The sequence below is a fragment of the Solwaraspora sp. WMMA2065 genome, from assembly GCF_030345075.1.
In the GTDB taxonomy this organism is placed as follows: Bacteria; Actinomycetota; Actinomycetes; order Mycobacteriales; family Micromonosporaceae; genus Micromonospora_E.
On sequence record NZ_CP128361.1, the window covers coordinates 6404206 to 6420870 of the forward strand.

At 70.7% G+C, this 16665-nt stretch carries 17 protein-coding genes and 1 pseudogene; 10 read left to right on the plus strand and 8 right to left on the minus strand.

The window, feature by feature from the left end:
* Positions 1–39: 39 nt before the first annotated feature.
* A complete protein-coding gene (locus O7610_RS29160; RefSeq protein ID WP_281553541.1) occupies positions 40–603 on the minus strand; it encodes a Uma2 family endonuclease in 564 nt (187 codons plus the stop codon).
* A 140-nt stretch (positions 604–743) separates the two neighbouring features.
* On the minus strand, positions 744–1844 hold the full coding sequence (locus O7610_RS29165; RefSeq protein WP_281553542.1) for a questin oxidase family protein: 1101 nt from the start codon (positions 1842–1844) through the stop codon (positions 744–746).
* A 165-nt stretch (positions 1845–2009) separates the two neighbouring features.
* On the opposite strand from O7610_RS29165, the gene O7610_RS29170 reads away from it, so the two are divergent.
* The 3 genes from O7610_RS29170 to O7610_RS29180 are packed head-to-tail and all read left to right on the plus strand — an operon-like array spanning position 2010 to position 3827.
* Entirely contained in the window at positions 2010–2363 is a 354-nt protein-coding gene (locus tag O7610_RS29170) for a helix-turn-helix domain-containing protein (RefSeq protein ID WP_278174377.1), read from the plus strand.
* Positions 2353–3216, plus strand: a complete 864-nt coding sequence (locus tag O7610_RS29175; RefSeq protein ID WP_281553543.1) for an ImmA/IrrE family metallo-endopeptidase — start codon at positions 2353–2355, stop codon at positions 3214–3216. The genes O7610_RS29170 and O7610_RS29175 overlap by 11 nt, the downstream gene beginning before the upstream one ends.
* Entirely contained in the window at positions 3213–3827 is a 615-nt protein-coding gene (locus O7610_RS29180; RefSeq protein ID WP_281553544.1) for a PIN domain-containing protein, read from the plus strand. Before O7610_RS29175 ends, O7610_RS29180 begins: the two co-directional genes overlap by 4 nt.
* Positions 3828–3860: 33 nt before the next feature.
* Here the strand turns inward: O7610_RS29180 and O7610_RS29185 are convergent, their stop codons facing one another.
* Positions 3861–4322 (minus strand): SRPBCC family protein, encoded by a 462-nt coding sequence (locus O7610_RS29185; RefSeq protein WP_281553545.1) that lies wholly within the window; start codon positions 4320–4322, stop codon positions 3861–3863.
* Positions 4323–4410: 88 nt separating this feature from the next.
* Between O7610_RS29185 and O7610_RS29190 the strand changes: the two genes are divergently transcribed.
* Complete coding sequence (locus O7610_RS29190; RefSeq protein WP_281553546.1) at positions 4411–7722, plus strand: SNF2-related protein; 3312 nt, start codon at positions 4411–4413, stop codon at positions 7720–7722.
* 101 nt (positions 7723–7823) lie between these two features.
* Here the strand turns inward: O7610_RS29190 and O7610_RS29195 are convergent, their stop codons facing one another.
* On the minus strand, positions 7824–8747 hold the full coding sequence (locus O7610_RS29195) for an oxidoreductase (RefSeq protein ID WP_353850305.1): 924 nt from the start codon (positions 8745–8747) through the stop codon (positions 7824–7826).
* A gap of 103 nt (positions 8748–8850) precedes the next feature.
* On the opposite strand from O7610_RS29195, the gene O7610_RS29200 reads away from it, so the two are divergent.
* Positions 8851–9675: a helix-turn-helix domain-containing protein gene (locus tag O7610_RS29200; RefSeq protein ID WP_281553547.1), complete on the plus strand. Its 825-nt coding sequence runs from the start codon at positions 8851–8853 to the stop codon at positions 9673–9675.
* Between the two features lie 86 nt (positions 9676–9761).
* Here the strand turns inward: O7610_RS29200 and O7610_RS29205 are convergent, their stop codons facing one another.
* Positions 9762–10397, minus strand: a complete 636-nt coding sequence (locus tag O7610_RS29205; protein WP_289212305.1) for a helix-turn-helix domain-containing protein — start codon at positions 10395–10397, stop codon at positions 9762–9764.
* 124 nt (positions 10398–10521) lie between these two features.
* On the opposite strand from O7610_RS29205, the gene O7610_RS29210 reads away from it, so the two are divergent.
* From O7610_RS29210 to O7610_RS29220, 3 genes are all read left to right on the plus strand, one after another.
* Positions 10522–10821: an Rdx family protein gene (locus O7610_RS29210; protein ID WP_233605653.1), complete on the plus strand. Its 300-nt coding sequence runs from the start codon at positions 10522–10524 to the stop codon at positions 10819–10821.
* 103 nt (positions 10822–10924) lie between these two features.
* A complete protein-coding gene (locus O7610_RS29215; RefSeq protein WP_281567411.1) occupies positions 10925–11725 on the plus strand; it encodes an NPP1 family protein in 801 nt (266 codons plus the stop codon).
* A 432-nt stretch (positions 11726–12157) separates the two neighbouring features.
* Entirely contained in the window at positions 12158–12745 is a 588-nt protein-coding gene (locus O7610_RS29220) for a hypothetical protein (protein WP_281567484.1), read from the plus strand.
* A gap of 100 nt (positions 12746–12845) precedes the next feature.
* Here O7610_RS29220 and O7610_RS29225 read toward each other — a convergent pair whose 3' ends face one another.
* The 3 genes and pseudogenes from O7610_RS29225 to O7610_RS29240 form a co-directional block, all read right to left on the minus strand.
* Entirely contained in the window at positions 12846–13226 is a 381-nt protein-coding gene (locus tag O7610_RS29225; RefSeq protein ID WP_281567410.1) for an SRPBCC family protein, read from the minus strand.
* 199 nt (positions 13227–13425) lie between these two features.
* Positions 13426–14065 (minus strand): annotated as a pseudogene (locus tag O7610_RS29235) (RtcB family protein); the annotation flags it as partial.
* A 115-nt stretch (positions 14066–14180) separates the two neighbouring features.
* On the minus strand, positions 14181–15026 hold the full coding sequence (locus O7610_RS29240) for a DUF72 domain-containing protein (RefSeq protein ID WP_502959124.1): 846 nt from the start codon (positions 15024–15026) through the stop codon (positions 14181–14183).
* A 217-nt stretch (positions 15027–15243) separates the two neighbouring features.
* Here O7610_RS29240 and O7610_RS29245 point away from each other — a divergent pair, with 217 nt between their 5' ends.
* Entirely contained in the window at positions 15244–15897 is a 654-nt protein-coding gene (locus O7610_RS29245) for an HNH endonuclease family protein (protein WP_281553552.1), read from the plus strand.
* Between the two features lie 68 nt (positions 15898–15965).
* Positions 15966–16604: a putative DNA-mimic protein gene (locus tag O7610_RS29250; RefSeq protein WP_281553553.1), complete on the plus strand. Its 639-nt coding sequence runs from the start codon at positions 15966–15968 to the stop codon at positions 16602–16604.
* The last annotated feature ends 61 nt before the right edge of the window (positions 16605–16665 follow it).

Below are 16665 nucleotides of genomic sequence, written 5' to 3' on the forward strand. Positions count from 1 at the left end.
CCGCCCCGGTGTTCCGTTGAGACGAGAATCGCGAGGATGCTAGAAGTCGAGCAGGGCGTCGGTCGTGATGTCGATCGGGAACGGAAGGTCGGAGGTCAGCCGCTGTCCGTCTGCGGCGACCGAATGTTCGACGTAGTGCTCGCCCTCCAGCCGGAACAGCCGCAGCGTGAGTGATTCGTACTCGACCATGTCGGGCTCGACGAGCAGGTACCAGCCGATTCGCGCGGCCGCGTAGAACTGCATCTTCTGTACGCGGTCGGTGGCGACACTGCTCGGCGAGGTGATCTCGCCGGCCAGGACGACCTCGTGTGCGTCGGCGACGCCACCGAGCCGCCCGACCTTTGCCACCACCAGGTCCGGGATCACGATCCGGTTGGCGGCCAGTCGTACGTTCACCGCCTCGTGCGCGCGCATACCCGCCGACCGCGCGGCCGGCCGGATCGCGGTCAGGAGGAGGAACGAGATGTCCTGATATGGCCTGTTCGGTGCGGGGCTCACCCACAGTCCTCCGTCGATCAACTCGATCCGGTTTCGGGTCTCCCCGAGCGCGAAGTACTCGGACTCGGTCCACGGCTCGGGGTGATCAAGTGCGGCAACGCTCATTGGCAGACTCACCTCCTTACGGATGCTGTCACAAGTCTCCCACCACTGCGTGCTGCAGCCCGGCGATCGTCGGCGAGCCGAGTAGTTCAGACTCAAGATGGCCATGCCCTGGTGATGCTCCTGGATACTTGGTTGGCGGGTCAGCTGTCGGTCGCGACCAGGTGGACGCAGTGTCGGGCTCTGCGGAGCGTGGTCGGGTCACCGGTGGCGGCGTACACGTCCAGAGCGGTGTCCGCGAACTTGATCGCGTGCGGATCGGTGGTGCGGGCAGCGACCTCGAACAGCTCGGCTGCCTGCTCCGCGTCGTGTACTGAGTCCGTACAGCTCACGGTGTCGCCGGCCGGGTCAGGCACTGGCCGGGGTTCGGCGGGGGAGTAGGCAGCGGTCACCGCTGCTGTCGCGGCCCAGGCCGCGGCGAGGCTCGGCTCCCAGAGCCGTTCGGGCAGCGCTGGCAGGGCGCGCAGGACGGCGTTCGGCGCGGTGGCCGCGTGCACCAGCATGACCGGGTTGGCGTACCCGTGGGTGGCGTGCCGGGCGACGGCGGCGGCGACGATCGCCGCCAGTCGGTCGGGAGCCGACCCGGCCGCGCTGCCCGGCTCCGCGCCCGAAGCGGCCGGTAGGTCGGGCACCGCGCCTGCTGTTGCGGGCCAGTCGGGCAGATCGGCGAGCTGTGCCAGTCGCGCCCGGATACCGTACCGCTGGTCCGGCACCCTCGGTACGGCGTCGAGCGCTGTCCGGGGGTCCGACGTCGGGTAGGCGCCCCTGCCGGGCGGGGCGAGTGGTTGCCAGCGGGCGGCCCAGTAGGCGAGCCCGTGGCCCAGTTCGGCGACCCGGGGTGCGGTTTCGGCGTCGATCAGCGCCCGGACGGCATGGCCGACCCGGATCACCCCGTGCGTGGCGCCGGCGGCGATCCCCGGCAGCAGCCGGGGCCACCATCGGGTCAGCACCTCCCGCCAGGGGGCGAGGGCCAGCTCCCGCTCGAAGTAGTCGAGCCAGTCGCCGGTGCGGACCGGGTCACCGAGCGGGTCGCGCCACTGCTGCGCCGCGATCGGGCTGACACCTCGGGGTCGAGGTTCGAGTCGGTCGGCGTACCCGTCCAACCACTTGTGGACGACGTCGCCGCGCCCATGCCGGGCCAGCGCCTCGGCGGCCATCGGCGCGTGGTTAGACAGCCAGCCGTCGCGCTCCGGCCCGGTCGCCAGAATCCGTTCGTACGCCTCGTCAAGCACTCCGTCCACCATGTTCCGCAGTCTGCAACTTCGATCGAACTTGAGGTCAAGCCAGGCGCCCGCGTCGTTGCGGTGGCTCTGGCTGCTGGGCGCCGGCAGTGCGAGACAGAAGGCCCTGGGGGAGGTAGACTGAATCATCATACGAGAAAGTGATTCAAGTCGGGAGGGGCGGCGGCAATGAGTACTGGTGCCCGGATCGAGCGTGCCCGGATCGCCGCTGGTCTGAGTCAGCGAGCTCTCGCCGAACGTTCAGGCGTCTCGCAGTCGACCCTGTCGCGCATCATCTCCGGCGACCGGGTGGCCAAGATGCCCGAGATCGTCACTATTGCCTGGGCCACCGGACACACCGTCGCTCAACTCACCGGGGCGGTGGCGGTGGCGGACCGCGTCCAGTTCGCGGCCAGGGCGACCGGTGGTTCGGACATGGAAGGGATGAGGCAGGCACTACTAGGGTTTCTGGAACTCGATGACTATCTTCACCAATATGCCATCCCGGCCGTCAGCGACATCGGTTCCGGGCGTGACACCTGAAGCACAGGGACGCGCGGCGGCCAGCCGTTTCCGCCTGGAGCACCACCTCGGGATTCAGCCGCTGGGTGATCTCGTCGCAGTCATTGAACAGGCCACCGGCGTCGATGTGGCGGTCCTTGACGCTGGACCCGACGAACACGGTCTGACCATGTGTGACCCGGCCCACGGCACTGTGTTCATCGGCGTCGCCCGGACCCGGCACCCGATGCGGCAGCGCAGCACGCTCGCCCACGAGCTCGGCCACGTGCAGTTCGGTGACTGGGCGGCAGACGGTGCCGGCAGCTGCGGCCAGCGGTCACCGGTCGAGGTCCGGGCCGATGCTTTCGCCCGGCACCTGCTGCTGCCGCTGGACGGTCTGCGGCAGTTCCTCGCGGACCTGCGGGTGACTGATCGGTCCGTGCTGTCTGCCGTCGTCCAGCGCTACCTGGTGTCTCCAGCCGTCGCCGCCATCGCCTTGGAGCAGGCCGGATACATCGACGCGGGCAGGAAAGCGGAGTGGATGGGAGTGACGACCCCCCAACTCGCTGTCCGCTTCGGATGGATCGACCAGTACAACGCGCTGCAGGCTGACTCGAACCGACGGCGGGCGCCACAACGACTACTGTCCCGCGCAATCGAGGGCTACGCGGCAGGTGTGCTCTCCGCCCAGGTCATCGCCAACCTGCGCGGCGTCGCCCTCGAAGCAGCCGAAGCGGAACTGGCCGAGGCTGGGATCGGACCGGCGGCCCAGCAGACGGTCTGGGCTGATCCGGCGGACCTGCCGGATGTCGGAGTCGATGTGACGGAGCTCGACGACTATCTCCGCGACGCGGGCGACGGTGAGGAGTGGGCCACGGAGACAGGGAAGCAATGAGCCCACGGCCGATCATCGATGCAGGCCCTGGTCTGAACTTCCTGTCGATCAACAAGGAACGGCTCCTCATCGGTGTCCTCGGGCCGTTGAGTGCCCCGGAGACGGTGCAGGACGAGGTGCTGCGCAAGGCGCGGGCGGACCCACGATTCCGTACGGCAGGCAGTGTGTGGCGCAAACTGACGCCACGGTGGATCCAGGTGCTGTCTGACGATGAAACGCCAGAACTTGCGGTGGCCGTACGCCGGATGACCCAGCAACCGATGCAGAAACGGATGCAACAGCCGAAAGATCTGGGCGAAATCATGGTGGTGGCGCACGCTGTCGTCGCAGCAGAAGCGGGCGCAGCGATGTCCGTGCTCATCGACGACGGAGCGGGAGCCCGGATCGCAGCCGCTGAAATCGGTCGGTTGCGACAACTCCATGCCGCCGGTCAGCCAGTCGGGTCGATCCGACTGGTCAGCACGCTGACGGTGCTGCAGCGGGCGGCCGGCACGCAACACATTCCGGACCGAGCCGCCATGCGTGACATCTACCAGCGCCTCCGTGGCTTGGACGACGGGCTGCAGCCGATCGAGGCGACGCCACTGCTGTCTCCTGGCCATTGGGCGTGACCGGCCTCGGTTGGCCGGCGCAGTGGGTGGAGGCTACCGCTCGACGTACGTGGCGAGGTTCGCCAGCGAGGAGGCGAGGCCGGCGGCGTGGTCCGCCGCGCTGATGCCGGCCGGTACGTCGTCGGCGCGGATGTCCACCCGGGTGCCGCCGTCGACCGCCGACACCTCCCAGGTCATGGTCATCGTGCCGGCGTACGCCGGATCGTCGGCGACGAAGTCGACGGCCTGCACGACCCGTACGCCCGGGACGAGGTCGACGAAGCGGGCCTCGACGATGTCGGAGTCGGCGGTGGCCTTGCCCGGTCCGGTCGTCGCGTCGGCGTAGGTCAGGACCAGCCGGTAGCCGCCACCGGGCCGGGCGTCGAACCGTTCGAACCGGCCGGTCATCCCCTGCGGCGGCAGCCATGCGGCGAGTGCCTCCGGGTCGACCAGGGCGGCGTAGACGCGCGCGACCGGGGCGGACATCACCCGGGCTGCCGAATCGGTACGGGTCACGGCGCGTCACCGGGACCGGCGATCAATCGTTGCGCTGACACCCGGCTAACCTACGTCGCGACGCGGCCTATCCGGGAGACGACGAACAGTGGCGAAGCTGGAACTCACCGTCGAAGAAGCGGCGCTGTGCGAGATCGTCGGCGTACGGGCGTTCCTGCGCGCCCGTGCGCAACTCGCGGACGGCGAGTTGACCGACGCCCGCTGGGATCCGACGACCGGGCACGCCCAGGGCCGACTGGACCCTGGTCGCGGGGGCACCGTGACGGCGGCGGTCACCACCGACCCCGACGGCCTCGTCGCCACGGTCGACGGTGCCTGCTCCTGCGGCGAGAGGTCCTGCGGCCACCCGTACGCGCTGGTGCTGCAGGCCGTCGTCGGTGCCGCGCCGACGGTCCCGCAGCAGCGGCAGGCACCGGACGCGCCGACGGCGGACTGGGAGAAGAGCCTGTCGGCGCTGGTCTCCGACGTCGCCCCGGTCGTCACCGCCGCGCCGGCCCGGGCCACCGTCGGCCTGCAGTTCGAGCTGGTCAAACCGGGCGCGGCCGGCGCCGGCGGGCCCGCCGGACGCATCGCGTTGCGTCCGGTCGTACCCGGCCAGACCGGCTGGGTCCGCTCCGGCATCAGCTGGTCGAACGTGCAGTATGCCGGCTATGGCCGGTCGCCCGAATCCCAACGGCACCGCCAGTTGCTCGGCGAGATCCTCACGCTATCGAGGTTGGACGAGGACCGGTACGGCTACTACAGCCACCCGACGACGATCTTCCTGGACGCGTTCGCGAGCCGGCGGATCTGGGACCTGTTGGCCGAGGCCGACGACGCCGGGCTGCCGCTGGTCCAGCCCGGCAAGTACGGCCGGCCGGTGGTCGTCGGCCGGCAACCGGCCCGGCTGTCGGTGCAGGTCGACCGCGCCGACGACGAGTTGATCGTGCAGCCGGTGCTGCTGGCCGACGGCGTACCCGTCGCCGCCGAGTTCTCTGTCTTCGTCGGCCGACCGGCGCACGGGATCGCCTGGTGGGCCGAGCGCGGCGGCGTCGAGCCGCAGCCCCGGGACCGGGTGCTGCGGCTGGCGCCCCTGTCCGGCGCGGTGTCGGCGGCGGCGGCGAAGGCCCTGGCCGGTCCCGCGATCCGCGTCCCGGCGGCCGACGAGGCACGGTTTCTCGAACGGTTCTACCCGGAGCTGCTCAAGCAGGTCGAGGTCGTCGCCGCCGGACCGGCGGTGCACCTGCCACCGGTGCTGCCTCCCACCCTGACCCTGGCCATGACACCGATGCCGGGACAGGCGTTGTCGATCCACTGGCAGTGGGTCCGCGCGGTCGGCGCGCACCGGCAGACCGAGCCGCTGTGGGCCACCGGTCCGCGCGGGCACGCCGACTCACGTGGGCACGCCGACCCCCGTGACGCCGTCGTCGACCAGGTCACCGAGGCGACGGCCAAAGCGGTACCGGAGGCGATCGAGTCGACTCCGAACGGCCCGCGACTCGCCGCCCTGACCACGCTCACCGGCGACGCCATGATCCGGTTCCTCAGCGAGGTCCTGCCCCGGCTCGCCGACCTCGACGGCGTCGAGGTGGTCGAATCGGCAGCGGAGCCTGTACCGGACTACCGGGAATCCGACGAGACGCCGGTCATTCGGTTCGCCGGCACCGACCATCCCGGCGAACACGACTGGTTCGACCTGTCAGTGCAGGTCAGCGTCGGCGGCGAACAGGTCATCTTCGATCAGCTGTTCACCGCGCTGGCGCAGGACCGGCAGTACCTCATCCTGCCCAGCGGCACGTACTTCAGCCTCGACCGCCCCGAGTTCGCCCAGCTCCGCGAGCTGATCGACGAATCGCGGGCACTGGAGGACCGGCCGCCGGGCGTGCTGCGCGTCGGCCGGTTCCAGGCCGGCCTCTGGGCCGAACTGGCCGAACTGGGGGAGATCACCGGCCAGGCCGCCGCCTGGCAGCGCGCGGTCCGCGAGCTGGCCACCGCCGGCGCCGCCGTCGACCACCAGGTTCCCTCGCAGGTACGGGCGGAGCTGCGCCCGTACCAGCTCGACGGGTTCCGCTGGCTCGCCGCCCTGCGGGAGCACCAGCTCGGCGGCATCCTCGCCGATGACATGGGTCTCGGTAAGACCCTGCAGACGCTGGCCCTGATCCGGCACGCCCGCGCCGACGTACCGTTCCTCGTCGTCGCCCCCGCCAGCGTCATCCACAACTGGGTCGCCGAGGCCGCGCGGTTCACCCCGGACCTGACCGTACGGGCGGTCACCCAGACCTCGGCACGGCGCGGCGTGGCTCTCGCCGAGGCGGCCACCGGGGCAGACATCGTCGTCACCTCGTACACGCTGCTGCGGCTGGAGTTCGACGACTACCAGGCGCTCGACTGGGCCGGGTTGATCCTCGACGAGGCCCAGTTCGTCAAGAACCACCAGTCGCAGAGCCACCGCTGCGCCAAGCAGCTGACCGCGCCGTTCAAGCTGGCCATCACCGGTACGCCGATGGAGAACAACCTGCTCGAACTCTGGGCGCTCTGCTCGATCACCGCCCCCGGGTTGTTCCCCCGGCTGGACCGGTTCACCGACTACTACCGCGGGCCGATCGAGCGGGACCGCGACGGTGACCGGCTCGCCCAGCTGCGCCGCCGCATCCGGCCGCTGATGTTGCGTCGCCGCAAGGCCGACGTCGCCGCCGACCTGCCGGAAAAGCAGGAACAGGTGCTGGAGCTCGACCTCGACCGCAAACATCGCCGGATCTACCAGGCCTATCTGCAGCGGGAACGGCAGAAGGTCCTCGGCCTGCTCGGGGACCTGGAGAAGAACCGGTTCGAGATCTTCCGGTCGTTGACGTTGCTGCGCCAGGCCAGTCTCGACGTCGCCCTGGTCGACCCGAGACACGAGGGTGTTCCGTCGACCAAACTGGACGTGCTGGCCGACCAGATCACCAACCTGGTCGCCGAAGGCCACCGTACGCTGGTGTTCAGTCAGTTCACCCGGTTCCTCGGCGCGGCGCGTGACCGGCTCGTCGGCGCCGGCGTCCGGTGCGGCTACCTCGACGGGTCGACGACCAACCGGGCCGCCGTGATCGCCGAGTTCAAGCGTGGCGACGCCGACGTCTTCCTGATCAGCCTCAAGGCGGGCGGGTTCGGCCTCAACCTGACCGAGGCCGACTACTGCATCCTGCTCGACCCGTGGTGGAACCCGGCGACCGAGGCCCAGGCCGTCGACCGCGTCCACCGGATCGGTCAGACGTCGAACGTCATGGTCTACCGGATGGTCGCCAAGGACACCATCGAAGAGAAGGTCATGGCGTTGAAGCAGCGCAAGGCCGAGCTGTTCAGCAGCGTGCTGGACGGGGGCGAGTTCGCCTCCGCGCAACTGTCCGCCGCCGACATCAGGGACCTGCTCGACCTGGACTGAGTCGACCGACCGGCCCGTGCGGTGAGCTGCGTCTGCCGGCACCGGCGTCCCGGCCGGCGGCGCCGTCGCGAACGTGCGCACCGCCGGTGCGCCGGGCCGCGTCAGAGGTACGCGACGCCGGTGAGCCGGGCCGCCTCGGCCCACATCCGCCGGCCGTTGCCCAGGTCGCGGGCCTGGGGGCTGGCCCGCACCTCGGTGACCGGGCCACGGATCTCCTGGAACCCGCGCGGCCCGAGGAACTGCCCACCCCGTACGCCGGGAGCGGTCGCCGCGTACAGCTGGGGTCGGGCCCCGGCCTCGACCGGGCTGACGACCAGTGACATGAGTCGGCTGGCGGCGCGCATCAGCCGGCCCCGGTCGGCCATCGCGCGCGGGGTGAGGTTGGTGCGGGTCATGCCGGGGTGGGCGAGCACGCTGACCACCGGCGACCCGGTGGCTCGCAGCCGCCGGTCCAGCTCCAGGCCGAGGATGGTGCCGACCAGCTTCGACAACGCGTACGCCCGGTTTCCGTTGTAGGACCGCTCCAACGTCAGGTCATTCAGGTCGAGATTGCGCCATCTGTGGACGATCGACGACACGGTGACCACCCTGGGTTCCTTGCCGGCGGTCAGCCGGTCCAGCAGCAGCCCGGTCAGCGCGTACGGCCCGAGTGCGTTGGTGCCCATCTGCAGGTCGAACCCGTCCACGGTCAGCGGCGGTCGCGGGCCGGTCAGCACCAGCCCGGCGTTGTTGACCAGCAGGTCGAGGCCACCGGTGAGGTCGGCGGCGAAGGCCCGGATCGACGCGAGTGACGCCAGGTCCAGTCGGCGTACCTCGACGTCGGCACCCGGCACCTCGCGCCGGATCGTGGCGGCCGCTTCCTCGCCGGCCGCCACGTTGCGTACCGCCAGCACCACGGCGGCCCCGTGCCGGGCCAGCTCCAGCACGGTGACCCGCCCCACGCCGGAGTTCGCGCCGGTCACCACCGCGCGCCGACCGTGCTGGTCGGGGATCTGCTCTTCGGTCCAGTTCCGCATGTCCTGCATGACCGTCGACGCTAGGTAGCTGGACGCACCGTCGGAGAGACCTGGCCAACCTGGGACCACGGGACCTACCCTGCGGGGTGCGTCGACCGGCACACTCGACAGTGTGACGAGCACGGTCTACGCCCGCGAGCTGGCCGACTTCCTCCGAAACCGCCGCTCCCGGCTGCGGCCCGAGGAGATCGGGCTGGCACCCGGCCCGCGTCGGCGGGTCGCCGGCCTGCGCCGTGAGGAGCTGGCGCTGCTCGCCGGGGTGAGCACCGACTACTACCAGCGGCTGGAGCAGGGCCGCGACGTGCGCCCCTCCGACGACGTACTGACCGGCATCGCCCGCGCGCTCGCGCTCAACGCCGAGGAGACCCGCCACCTGCGCGCCCTGGCCCGCCGGGCACAGCAGCCACCGAAACCACGACGGCGTGCCCGCGAGACCGTTCCGGAGAGCACCTGCCGGCTGCTGCACAGCCTGCACACCCCGGCCGTGGTGGTCAGCCGGCACCTGGACCTGCTGGCCTGGAACGCCATGGCTGCCGCCCTCTACCCGGGTATCGGGCCGGCCAACGCGCTGATCGACATGTTCGACCATGCGCAGGCGCACGGCCGCTGTCCCGGCTGGGAGGAGACGGTGCTGGACTATCTGGGCTTCCTGCGGGCGGCGGTCGCCGCTGACCCGGAGCACCCACGCGCCCGGGAGATCGTCGGCACGCTCAGCATCCGCAGCGAGGAGTTCCGCCAGCTCTGGGCCCGCCACGAGGTGCGTGAGTCGGTCAGCGGCAGCAAGACGTTCCCGCATCCACTGGTCGGTGACCTGCGGCTGGACTGGGACGCCTTCACCCCGCCAGGACGCTCCGGCCCGATCCTGATCGTCTACACCGCCGCGCCGGGCAGCGCCGACGCTGAACGGCTGCAACTGCTCGGCGCGTACGCGAGCTGATGTCTTACTCGGTGACGGGTGCCACCGGGTCGGGTCGGCGGCGGGCGAGCAGCAGCCGGCCGAGCGTTCCCAGGTGCGTACGCGGTTCAGGGCCTGCCACCCTCCCTGGCCCGTTCCCCAGCCCGCTCCCGATCCCGCGCTCGCTCCCGGGGGCGGGCCCGCAGGTGGGCGCGTTCGCCCTGCTGGCCGAAGAGGCTGAGGAACTCGACCGGCTCATCACCGACCGCGCCGAACCAGTGCGGCACCCTGGTGTCGAACTCCGCCGCCTCGCCGGGAGCCAGGATCAGATCGTGCTCACCGAGCAGGACACGCAGCCGCCCGTCGAGGACGTACAGCCATTCGTAGCCTTCGTGGGTCTTCAGCTCAGGCTCGCGGCGTGGGCTGCGTGTCGGGATGATCAGCTTGTACGCCTGGATACCGCCGGCCCGCTGGCTGAGCGGAAGAACGGTCATCCCGAAGCGGCTGACCGGCCGCAGGTGGATGCGTGGGTCGCCGGTCGGCGGCGCGTCGACCAGTTCGTCCAGGCTGACCCCGTGGGCGCGAGCGAGGGGTAGCAGCAGCTCCAGGGTGGGTCGGCGGGTGCCGGATTCCAGCCGGGACAGGGTGCTAACCGAGATGCCGGTGACTGCCGACAACTCGGCGAGGGTCGTCTCGCGCTGTTTGCGCAGCGCCCGCAGCCGGGGGCCGACCGAGTCGAGGGCATGGTCGAGGTCGTCGTCCATGCCACCCAGTTTGCCAGACCGGCAAGAGCATTTGCCGGTACGGTGGCCCGCCCGACGGCGCCCTGCCGGACATGCCCGGCACCGACCTTGTCGACCCGGTGCCCGGCGCAGGCATACTCGGTTGGTGACCACTACCAAACAGCCACGGTTGGAGATCGAGTACTGCACGCAGTGCCGCTGGATGCTGCGCGCCGCATGGACGGCTCAGGAGCTGCTCACCACATTCGCGCTGCGGCTCGGTGAGGTGGCGCTGGTGCCGGGCACCGGCGGAGTGTTCGAGGTCAGGCTGGACGGTGAGACGATCTGGTCGCGCGGGGAGAGCGGCTTCCCAGGAATCCCCGAGCTGAAAAGACTGGTACGGGACCGCATCGCGCCCGATCTCAGCCTCGGCCACACCGACCGGGCCCTGCCGCACGGGCTCTGATCCACCGCTCGGCTGTGCACCGTACGGCCATCGGTAGTCAACTCCTTGGATATCGACGTTGACCACAATACGCTGGTCACTTCGGTCAATCAGGGAGGTCGCCTTGCGTCGATCCGCCAGCCCGAACCGTACCGCGATCCACGGCCGAAACTGGATCGCAGCCGCAGCGCTGTCCACTGTGCTGGTGGTCGCTCCAGCCGCGGCCGCGCGGGCCGCGAACCTGCCCAACCTGCCCCAGTCCGCCGGCGGTTACGAGCTGACGTTCTCGCCGGCGTACGACTACGACGGCGACGGGTGCTATCCGGTAGCGGCGATCGCCCCCGACGGCACCCTCAACGGCGGCCTGAACACCACCGGGGCGGTCAACGGAAACTGCCGCGACCAGTCGGACCTCGACCGGACCCAGACGTACGCCAGGTCGAAGTGCAACAACGGCTGGTGCGCCATCGTGTACGCGAGTTACTTCGAGAAGGACCAGGTCCTGCAGGGCTGCTGCGGTCACCGGCACGACTGGGAGCACGTCGTCTCCTGGGTGAACCAGGCGTCGGACCGGGTCGACTACGTGTCCCGGACGGTGCACGGCGAAGTGCAGACCTATCCGCGGTCCTCGGTGCGGTTCGACGGCACACATCCGAAGATCGTGTACCACAAGGAAGGCGCCTTCGGCTCGCACAACTTCCGGCTGGCGAACAGCAACGACGACCCGCCGGAGAACCACTACGGTACCTGGCGGTACCCGCCGGTCGTCGACTGGAACGGCTGGCCCGGCACGGCGCTGCGGGACCGGTTGATGACGGCCGACTTCGGCTCCGCCAGCATCAAGATCACTGATCGGGACGACCGGTTCCGTAACCTTTTGAGCAGGTCGAAACCGGCAGGTATCCCCTTCGACCCCTGGGCCTGAATCCGAGGCTGATGCCACAGGTGCATCAAGATGTACCTGTGGCATCAGCCTCGCCCAGGTCGACCAACCCTCAGCGGGGCTGTACGACGGCTCTCAGACCGGCGCGGAATGATCCGCCGGGCATCGTCGTTGTGCATGGTCGCGCCACGCACTCCGGCCCGCAGCCGCCAGGCCCCGGCCAGGCGGCCCGGCGGGTGGGCCCGGTCGGGAATCGTCGACGGGTCGGCGTGGTTGTACATGGTCACGGCGCGCGGCAGCGCACCCGCACCCCCCATTCGGGGCGTGCCGGAGCCGCCCGCGAGCCGACGTCGCACGTCTGACATCCCGTACCACCCGGACGACCGTTTACCGCGCACCCGCCCGTGACAGGTGTGGTGCGCCCCCTCGGCAAACGGAAGGTGGACCCCCATGACCACGATCATCACCCGTACCCTGCGTACCAGCCTGCGCACCACCGCCCTCGGCATCGCCGGGCTGACCCTGGCCGGCGGCGCGGTCGCCGCCCCCGCCCTGGCCGCCGAGCACGCCCCCACCGCCCTGGCCGCACCCGCGGCCGCCGCGAGCAGCGACAGCGTCGACACCGACAAGCTCACCCCGCACGGCGTGCAGGGCGAACAGTCCCGCATCAGCCTGTCCGGCGAGCAGACCGACAACGTCAAGGGCATCATCGCCGCCACGAAGAAGGCCGGCATGCACGAGCGGGCCGCCGTGGTCGCCATCGCCACCGCCCTGCAGGAGTCAAAGCTGGAGAACCTCGGCCACCTCGGTGACCGCAACGACCACGACTCGCAGGGCCTGTTCCAGCAGCGCCCGTCGTCGGGCTGGGGCACCGTCGAGCAGATCACCGACGTGGAGTACTCCACCACCGCGTTCCTCACCGGGCTCAAGGCCGTCGACGGCTGGCAGGACATGCCGCTGACCCAGGCCGCGCAGACCGTGCAGGTGTCGGCGTACCCGGACCACTACGCCCAGTGGGAGACCCAGGCCGCCGAACTCGTCGCCCAGCACTGGAACAGCTGACCCGAAACACCCCAAGCTCAGCGCGAAGGGCCGGACCCCGCACCCGGGGTCCGGCCCTCGCGCTGCGTCGGGTCCCGAGCCGTTGGAAAACCGACCGGGATCAGTCGGACAGTGACCGGCGGGCGGCGGCGACGACCTCGGGGTCGGCGCAACCGGCCGCGTAGCCGGCGATGCGGCGGCGGATGTCGCGGCCCAGCAGCCACACCCCGATCCGGTCGGCGACCGGGCGCAGCGGTGCCGGCCGGCAGCGGAAGCTGTACCGCCAGGTCGCCACCGTACGACCGGACCCGCATACCGGGGCGAACCGCCAGCCGCCGGCGAACATCTCGAAGAACCACGGACCACGCACCATCTTCATGCCGACGTTGGTCGGCGGCGCGTACGAGACGTACTCGCTGATCATCGTCAGACCGTGCCGGGACCGGGTGAAGGCGAGATCTGGTGGTACGGGGACGGTGACCGCTGCTTCCACCACAGGCATCGGCCCATCATCCGCCACCGGCGGTCAGGTGCGGCGCGGGCGCTCGGCCCGAACGGGTGTTCTTCCGGCTATGTCCGGCCCGGTACGGGCTCGGTGCCTGCCAGCACAGGGGGCCAGTCCAAGAGGCGGCGAACTCCTCGGCTCCGCTGCCGTCGAGGCGGACCTGCGCCGACCGGTAGGTGTCCGGCCGGTCGCCGCCGACGGTCCGAATCCGGCGGGTGGCCAGGCGGTGGGCCACCAGGTCGGCGACGACCCGCTCGATGCGTTGTACGCCGTCGGCGCCTCCTCGAACAGCAGCTGACGATCACCGCACACCACCGAGTTGACCGGGGTACGGCGCAGCTCCGCCACGGTGTGCTTGACCCGACCACGGCGCAGGGCGTCAGCGCGGGACATTCTGCGGCCGGCTCCGTGCGCCACCGAGTAGTTGGCGTCCGGGCCGGCGTGCGCGGCGACCAGGTAGGAGGCGGTGCCACGGGTGCCGGCGACCAGGACGTCCCGGCCGTCGCCGGGAGCCGCCCCTTTATGGTGCAGGTACCTGCCGTCACGGATCTCCCCCAGGTTGTGGCACCGGTCGACGATCGGTTCGGCCGGGCCGGCACCGTGCACGTCGGTGTGGGTACGCAGGATCCGTTCGCCGAGACCACGGGAACCGCTGTGCACGATCAGCACGAGGTCGCCGTCAGCCACACCGAGCCGGCCGGCGTGCATGACGTCGCCGTCGGCGACCTCTCAGGCCGGATCGCCGTCACCGACGCGTAGTGGGCGGTCCAGGTCGGGGAAGCGCGGGCCAGGTTCACGGCGACGGCCCGTCTCAGCGTGATCGGGAAGACCGCGATGCGCACCAACTGGCCTGGGTGCCGGAAATGCATACAGTAGACAAAACGCAACCAGTCCGTACCGGGCAACGCGATTTGCTCGAAGCTCGCTGCAGGGGACCGGCGGTACGAGCGGTCAGAACAGGGTCAGCGGCTGTGCCGGGATCGGTTCGGGTAGCCGGTCGAGCTGCGGCAGCGTGGCCCGTACCTCGTCGTGGAAGCGGCGGGCCAGGGCCGGCGCGTCGGCGTTGTCCGGGGTGTGGATGAACACCGTCGGCGAGCAGCCCTGCCGCAGCCAGGCCACCGATGCCTCGACCCAGCGTCGCCAGCCGGCGACGGTCTGCTCGACGTCGTCGCGGCCGAGGTAGCGCACGATCGGCCGGTCGGTCAGTGCCCGGGTGCGCAGCGGGGCGCGGGGCTTCTTGACCCAGGCGTCGCGTTCGGCGTCGCTGGTCGGCCCGGCGGCGAAGAACGTCGTGGTGTCGAACGGCACCCACTCGGCGTCAACGTCGCTCAGCACCCCTTCGAGCAGCCGGGTCGCGGCCGGGTCGGTGAAGAACGCCGGGTGGCGGACTTCGACCGCGTACCGGTGGTCGCGGGGGAGCCGGCGCAGGAAGCGGGCCAGGACGGGCACGTCGTCAGGGCCGAACGACGCCGGCAGTTGGGCCCAGATCGCATGGGTACGCGGCCCGAGCGGGGCGATCGCGTCGAGGAAGGCGTGCAACGGTGCGTGGGCTTCGGTGAGCCGGTGGTCGTGGGTGACGGTCTTCGGCAGTTTGAGTACGAAGCGGAAGTCTGGGGCGGTCTGTGCTGCCCAGGTGGCCACGGTCTCCCGGGTCGGGGTGGCGTAGAAGGTGGTGTTGCCTTCGACGGCGGTGCACCAGGTGGCGTAGTGGCGCAGCCGCTCGGCCGGCGGCAGCGGGTGCGCGATCAGCCGTCCCTGCCAGGACCTGTGTGTCCACATCGCGCAGCCAACGTACAGCTGGGGCCTTGTCGGCGAGGGGGAGGCGGCGTCGATGCTCGGCACGGCCACAACGATAGGGCCATCCGGTTGGAGCGCTGGACTTAACGCCGTGTTCATCGACTCGTCTTGATCAATGTAATCGAGGAGCTTAGATTCCCGGTATCGACCTGCCCACCGTATCCCCAGGCCGGAGCGCCCGACCCGGCCGCGGCGGGCAGCGACACCAGGAGCCCACATGGCCCGCCCCACCGTCAACGTCCGCCGCACCGTCAGCGCCGTCGTCGCAGCCACGGTCGCCGCCGCCGTCGCCCTCACCGTGACCGCCGTCCCCGCACAGGCCACCCCGCCCAACATCCCGTCCTACAGCACGGCGCTCAGCCGGCTGAACTCGCTGACCGTGGCCGCCGAGTCGCACCAGTCGAGCTACAACCGGTCGCTGTTCCCGCACTGGATCACCATCACCGGCAGCTGCAACACCCGGGAGCAGGTGCTCAAGCGCGACGGCAGCAACGTCGTGGTCAACAGCAGCTGCGCCGCGACCTCCGGGTCCTGGTACAGCCCGTTCGACGGAGCCACCTGGACGCAGGCGTCGGACGTAGACATCGACCACATGGTGCCGCTCGCCGAGGCGTGGCGTTCCGGTGCCTGGGCCTGGTCCACCGCCCGGCGTCAGACGTACGCCAACGACCTCGGCGGGCCGGAGCTCTGGGCGGTCACCGACAACGTCAACCAGTCCAAGGGCGACAAGGACCCGGCCGACTGGCAGCCGCCACTCGCGGCGTTCCGCTGCACCTACGCCCGGGCCTGGATCCAGGTGAAGTGGTACTACGACCTGACAGTGGACAGCGCGGAGAAGTCCGCCCTGTCCGGCATGCTGGCCACCTGCTGACCCTGCGGCGTACTGGCCACCTTGCTGACCTGACCGCCCTGTCGGGCAGCCCGGCTAGCCTGCCTCGCATGAGTCTTGCGGTCACGGTCGGGATCACCACGGCACTGTCCGGCATCGACGACGAGGGGGCGGCGCACAACCGCGCCGCCCTCGACCAGTTGAGCGCCGCGCTGGCCGCCGAGGGCGTCGGCTGGCAGGAGCAGTATGCGGCGGCGGTCCCGTCGACCCGGCCGCACCTGCGCAGCCTGCCGACCAACTGGCTGCACCAGCTGCGCCGGGTGCTGGCCCTGGTGGACGTGGACCGGCCGGTCACCCCGGTCACCGACGTGAGCGGGCTCGCCGCCGACCGGGAGCTGGTCGACGACCAGGCGTCGATGCTGGAGTCGCACCTGCTGTGCCACTCCGACACCGCCGGCTACTACGTGCCGGCCGATCTCGGCGACCCGGTGTTCCTGCCGGGCGAGGCAGGGGTGGCCGGCGGCGGCATCGTCGGGTCGAGTTCGGCTCTGCTCGCCGAGCTACGGCGCTGTGCCCCGGCGCTCGGCGTCCGGCTGGACCCGGCCGGGAATTTGCCGGACACGGAGGCGGCCCGGCTGTTCGCGGTGCCCGACGGCACCGCCTTCTCCGCCGAGACACAGGCGTGGCTCACCCTGCACGAGGCGGGCCGGGCGAGCATCACCTGCGGCCGGGCCATCGTGTTCCACTGACCCTGACCCTGACCCTGACCCCTGGCCGCGCCTGCTGACCGTGACCGTGCCCCTGGTCGAC

Excerpts from the sequence above, each read along its gene's own strand:
- O7610_RS29160 (WP_281553541.1), bottom strand. The coding sequence starts at position 603 with ATGAGCGTTGCCGCACTTGATCACCCCGAGCCGTGGACCGAGTCCGAG.
- O7610_RS29195 (WP_353850305.1), bottom strand. The coding sequence starts at position 8,747 with ATGCAGGACATGCGGAACTGGACCGAAGAGCAGATCCCCGACCAGCAC.
- O7610_RS29250 (WP_281553553.1), top strand. The coding sequence starts at position 15,966 with ATGAGTCTTGCGGTCACGGTCGGGATCACCACGGCACTGTCCGGCATC.
- O7610_RS29170 (WP_278174377.1), top strand. The coding sequence starts at position 2,010 with ATGAGTACTGGTGCCCGGATCGAGCGTGCCCGGATCGCCGCTGGTCTG.
- O7610_RS29205 (WP_289212305.1), bottom strand. The coding sequence starts at position 10,397 with ATGGACGACGACCTCGACCATGCCCTCGACTCGGTCGGCCCCCGGCTG.
- O7610_RS29225 (WP_281567410.1), bottom strand. The coding sequence starts at position 13,226 with ATGCCTGTGGTGGAAGCAGCGGTCACCGTCCCCGTACCACCAGATCTC.
- O7610_RS29245 (WP_281553552.1), top strand. The coding sequence starts at position 15,244 with ATGGCCCGCCCCACCGTCAACGTCCGCCGCACCGTCAGCGCCGTCGTC.
- O7610_RS29180 (WP_281553544.1), top strand. The coding sequence starts at position 3,213 with ATGAGCCCACGGCCGATCATCGATGCAGGCCCTGGTCTGAACTTCCTG.
- O7610_RS29165 (WP_281553542.1), bottom strand. The coding sequence starts at position 1,844 with ATGGTGGACGGAGTGCTTGACGAGGCGTACGAACGGATTCTGGCGACC.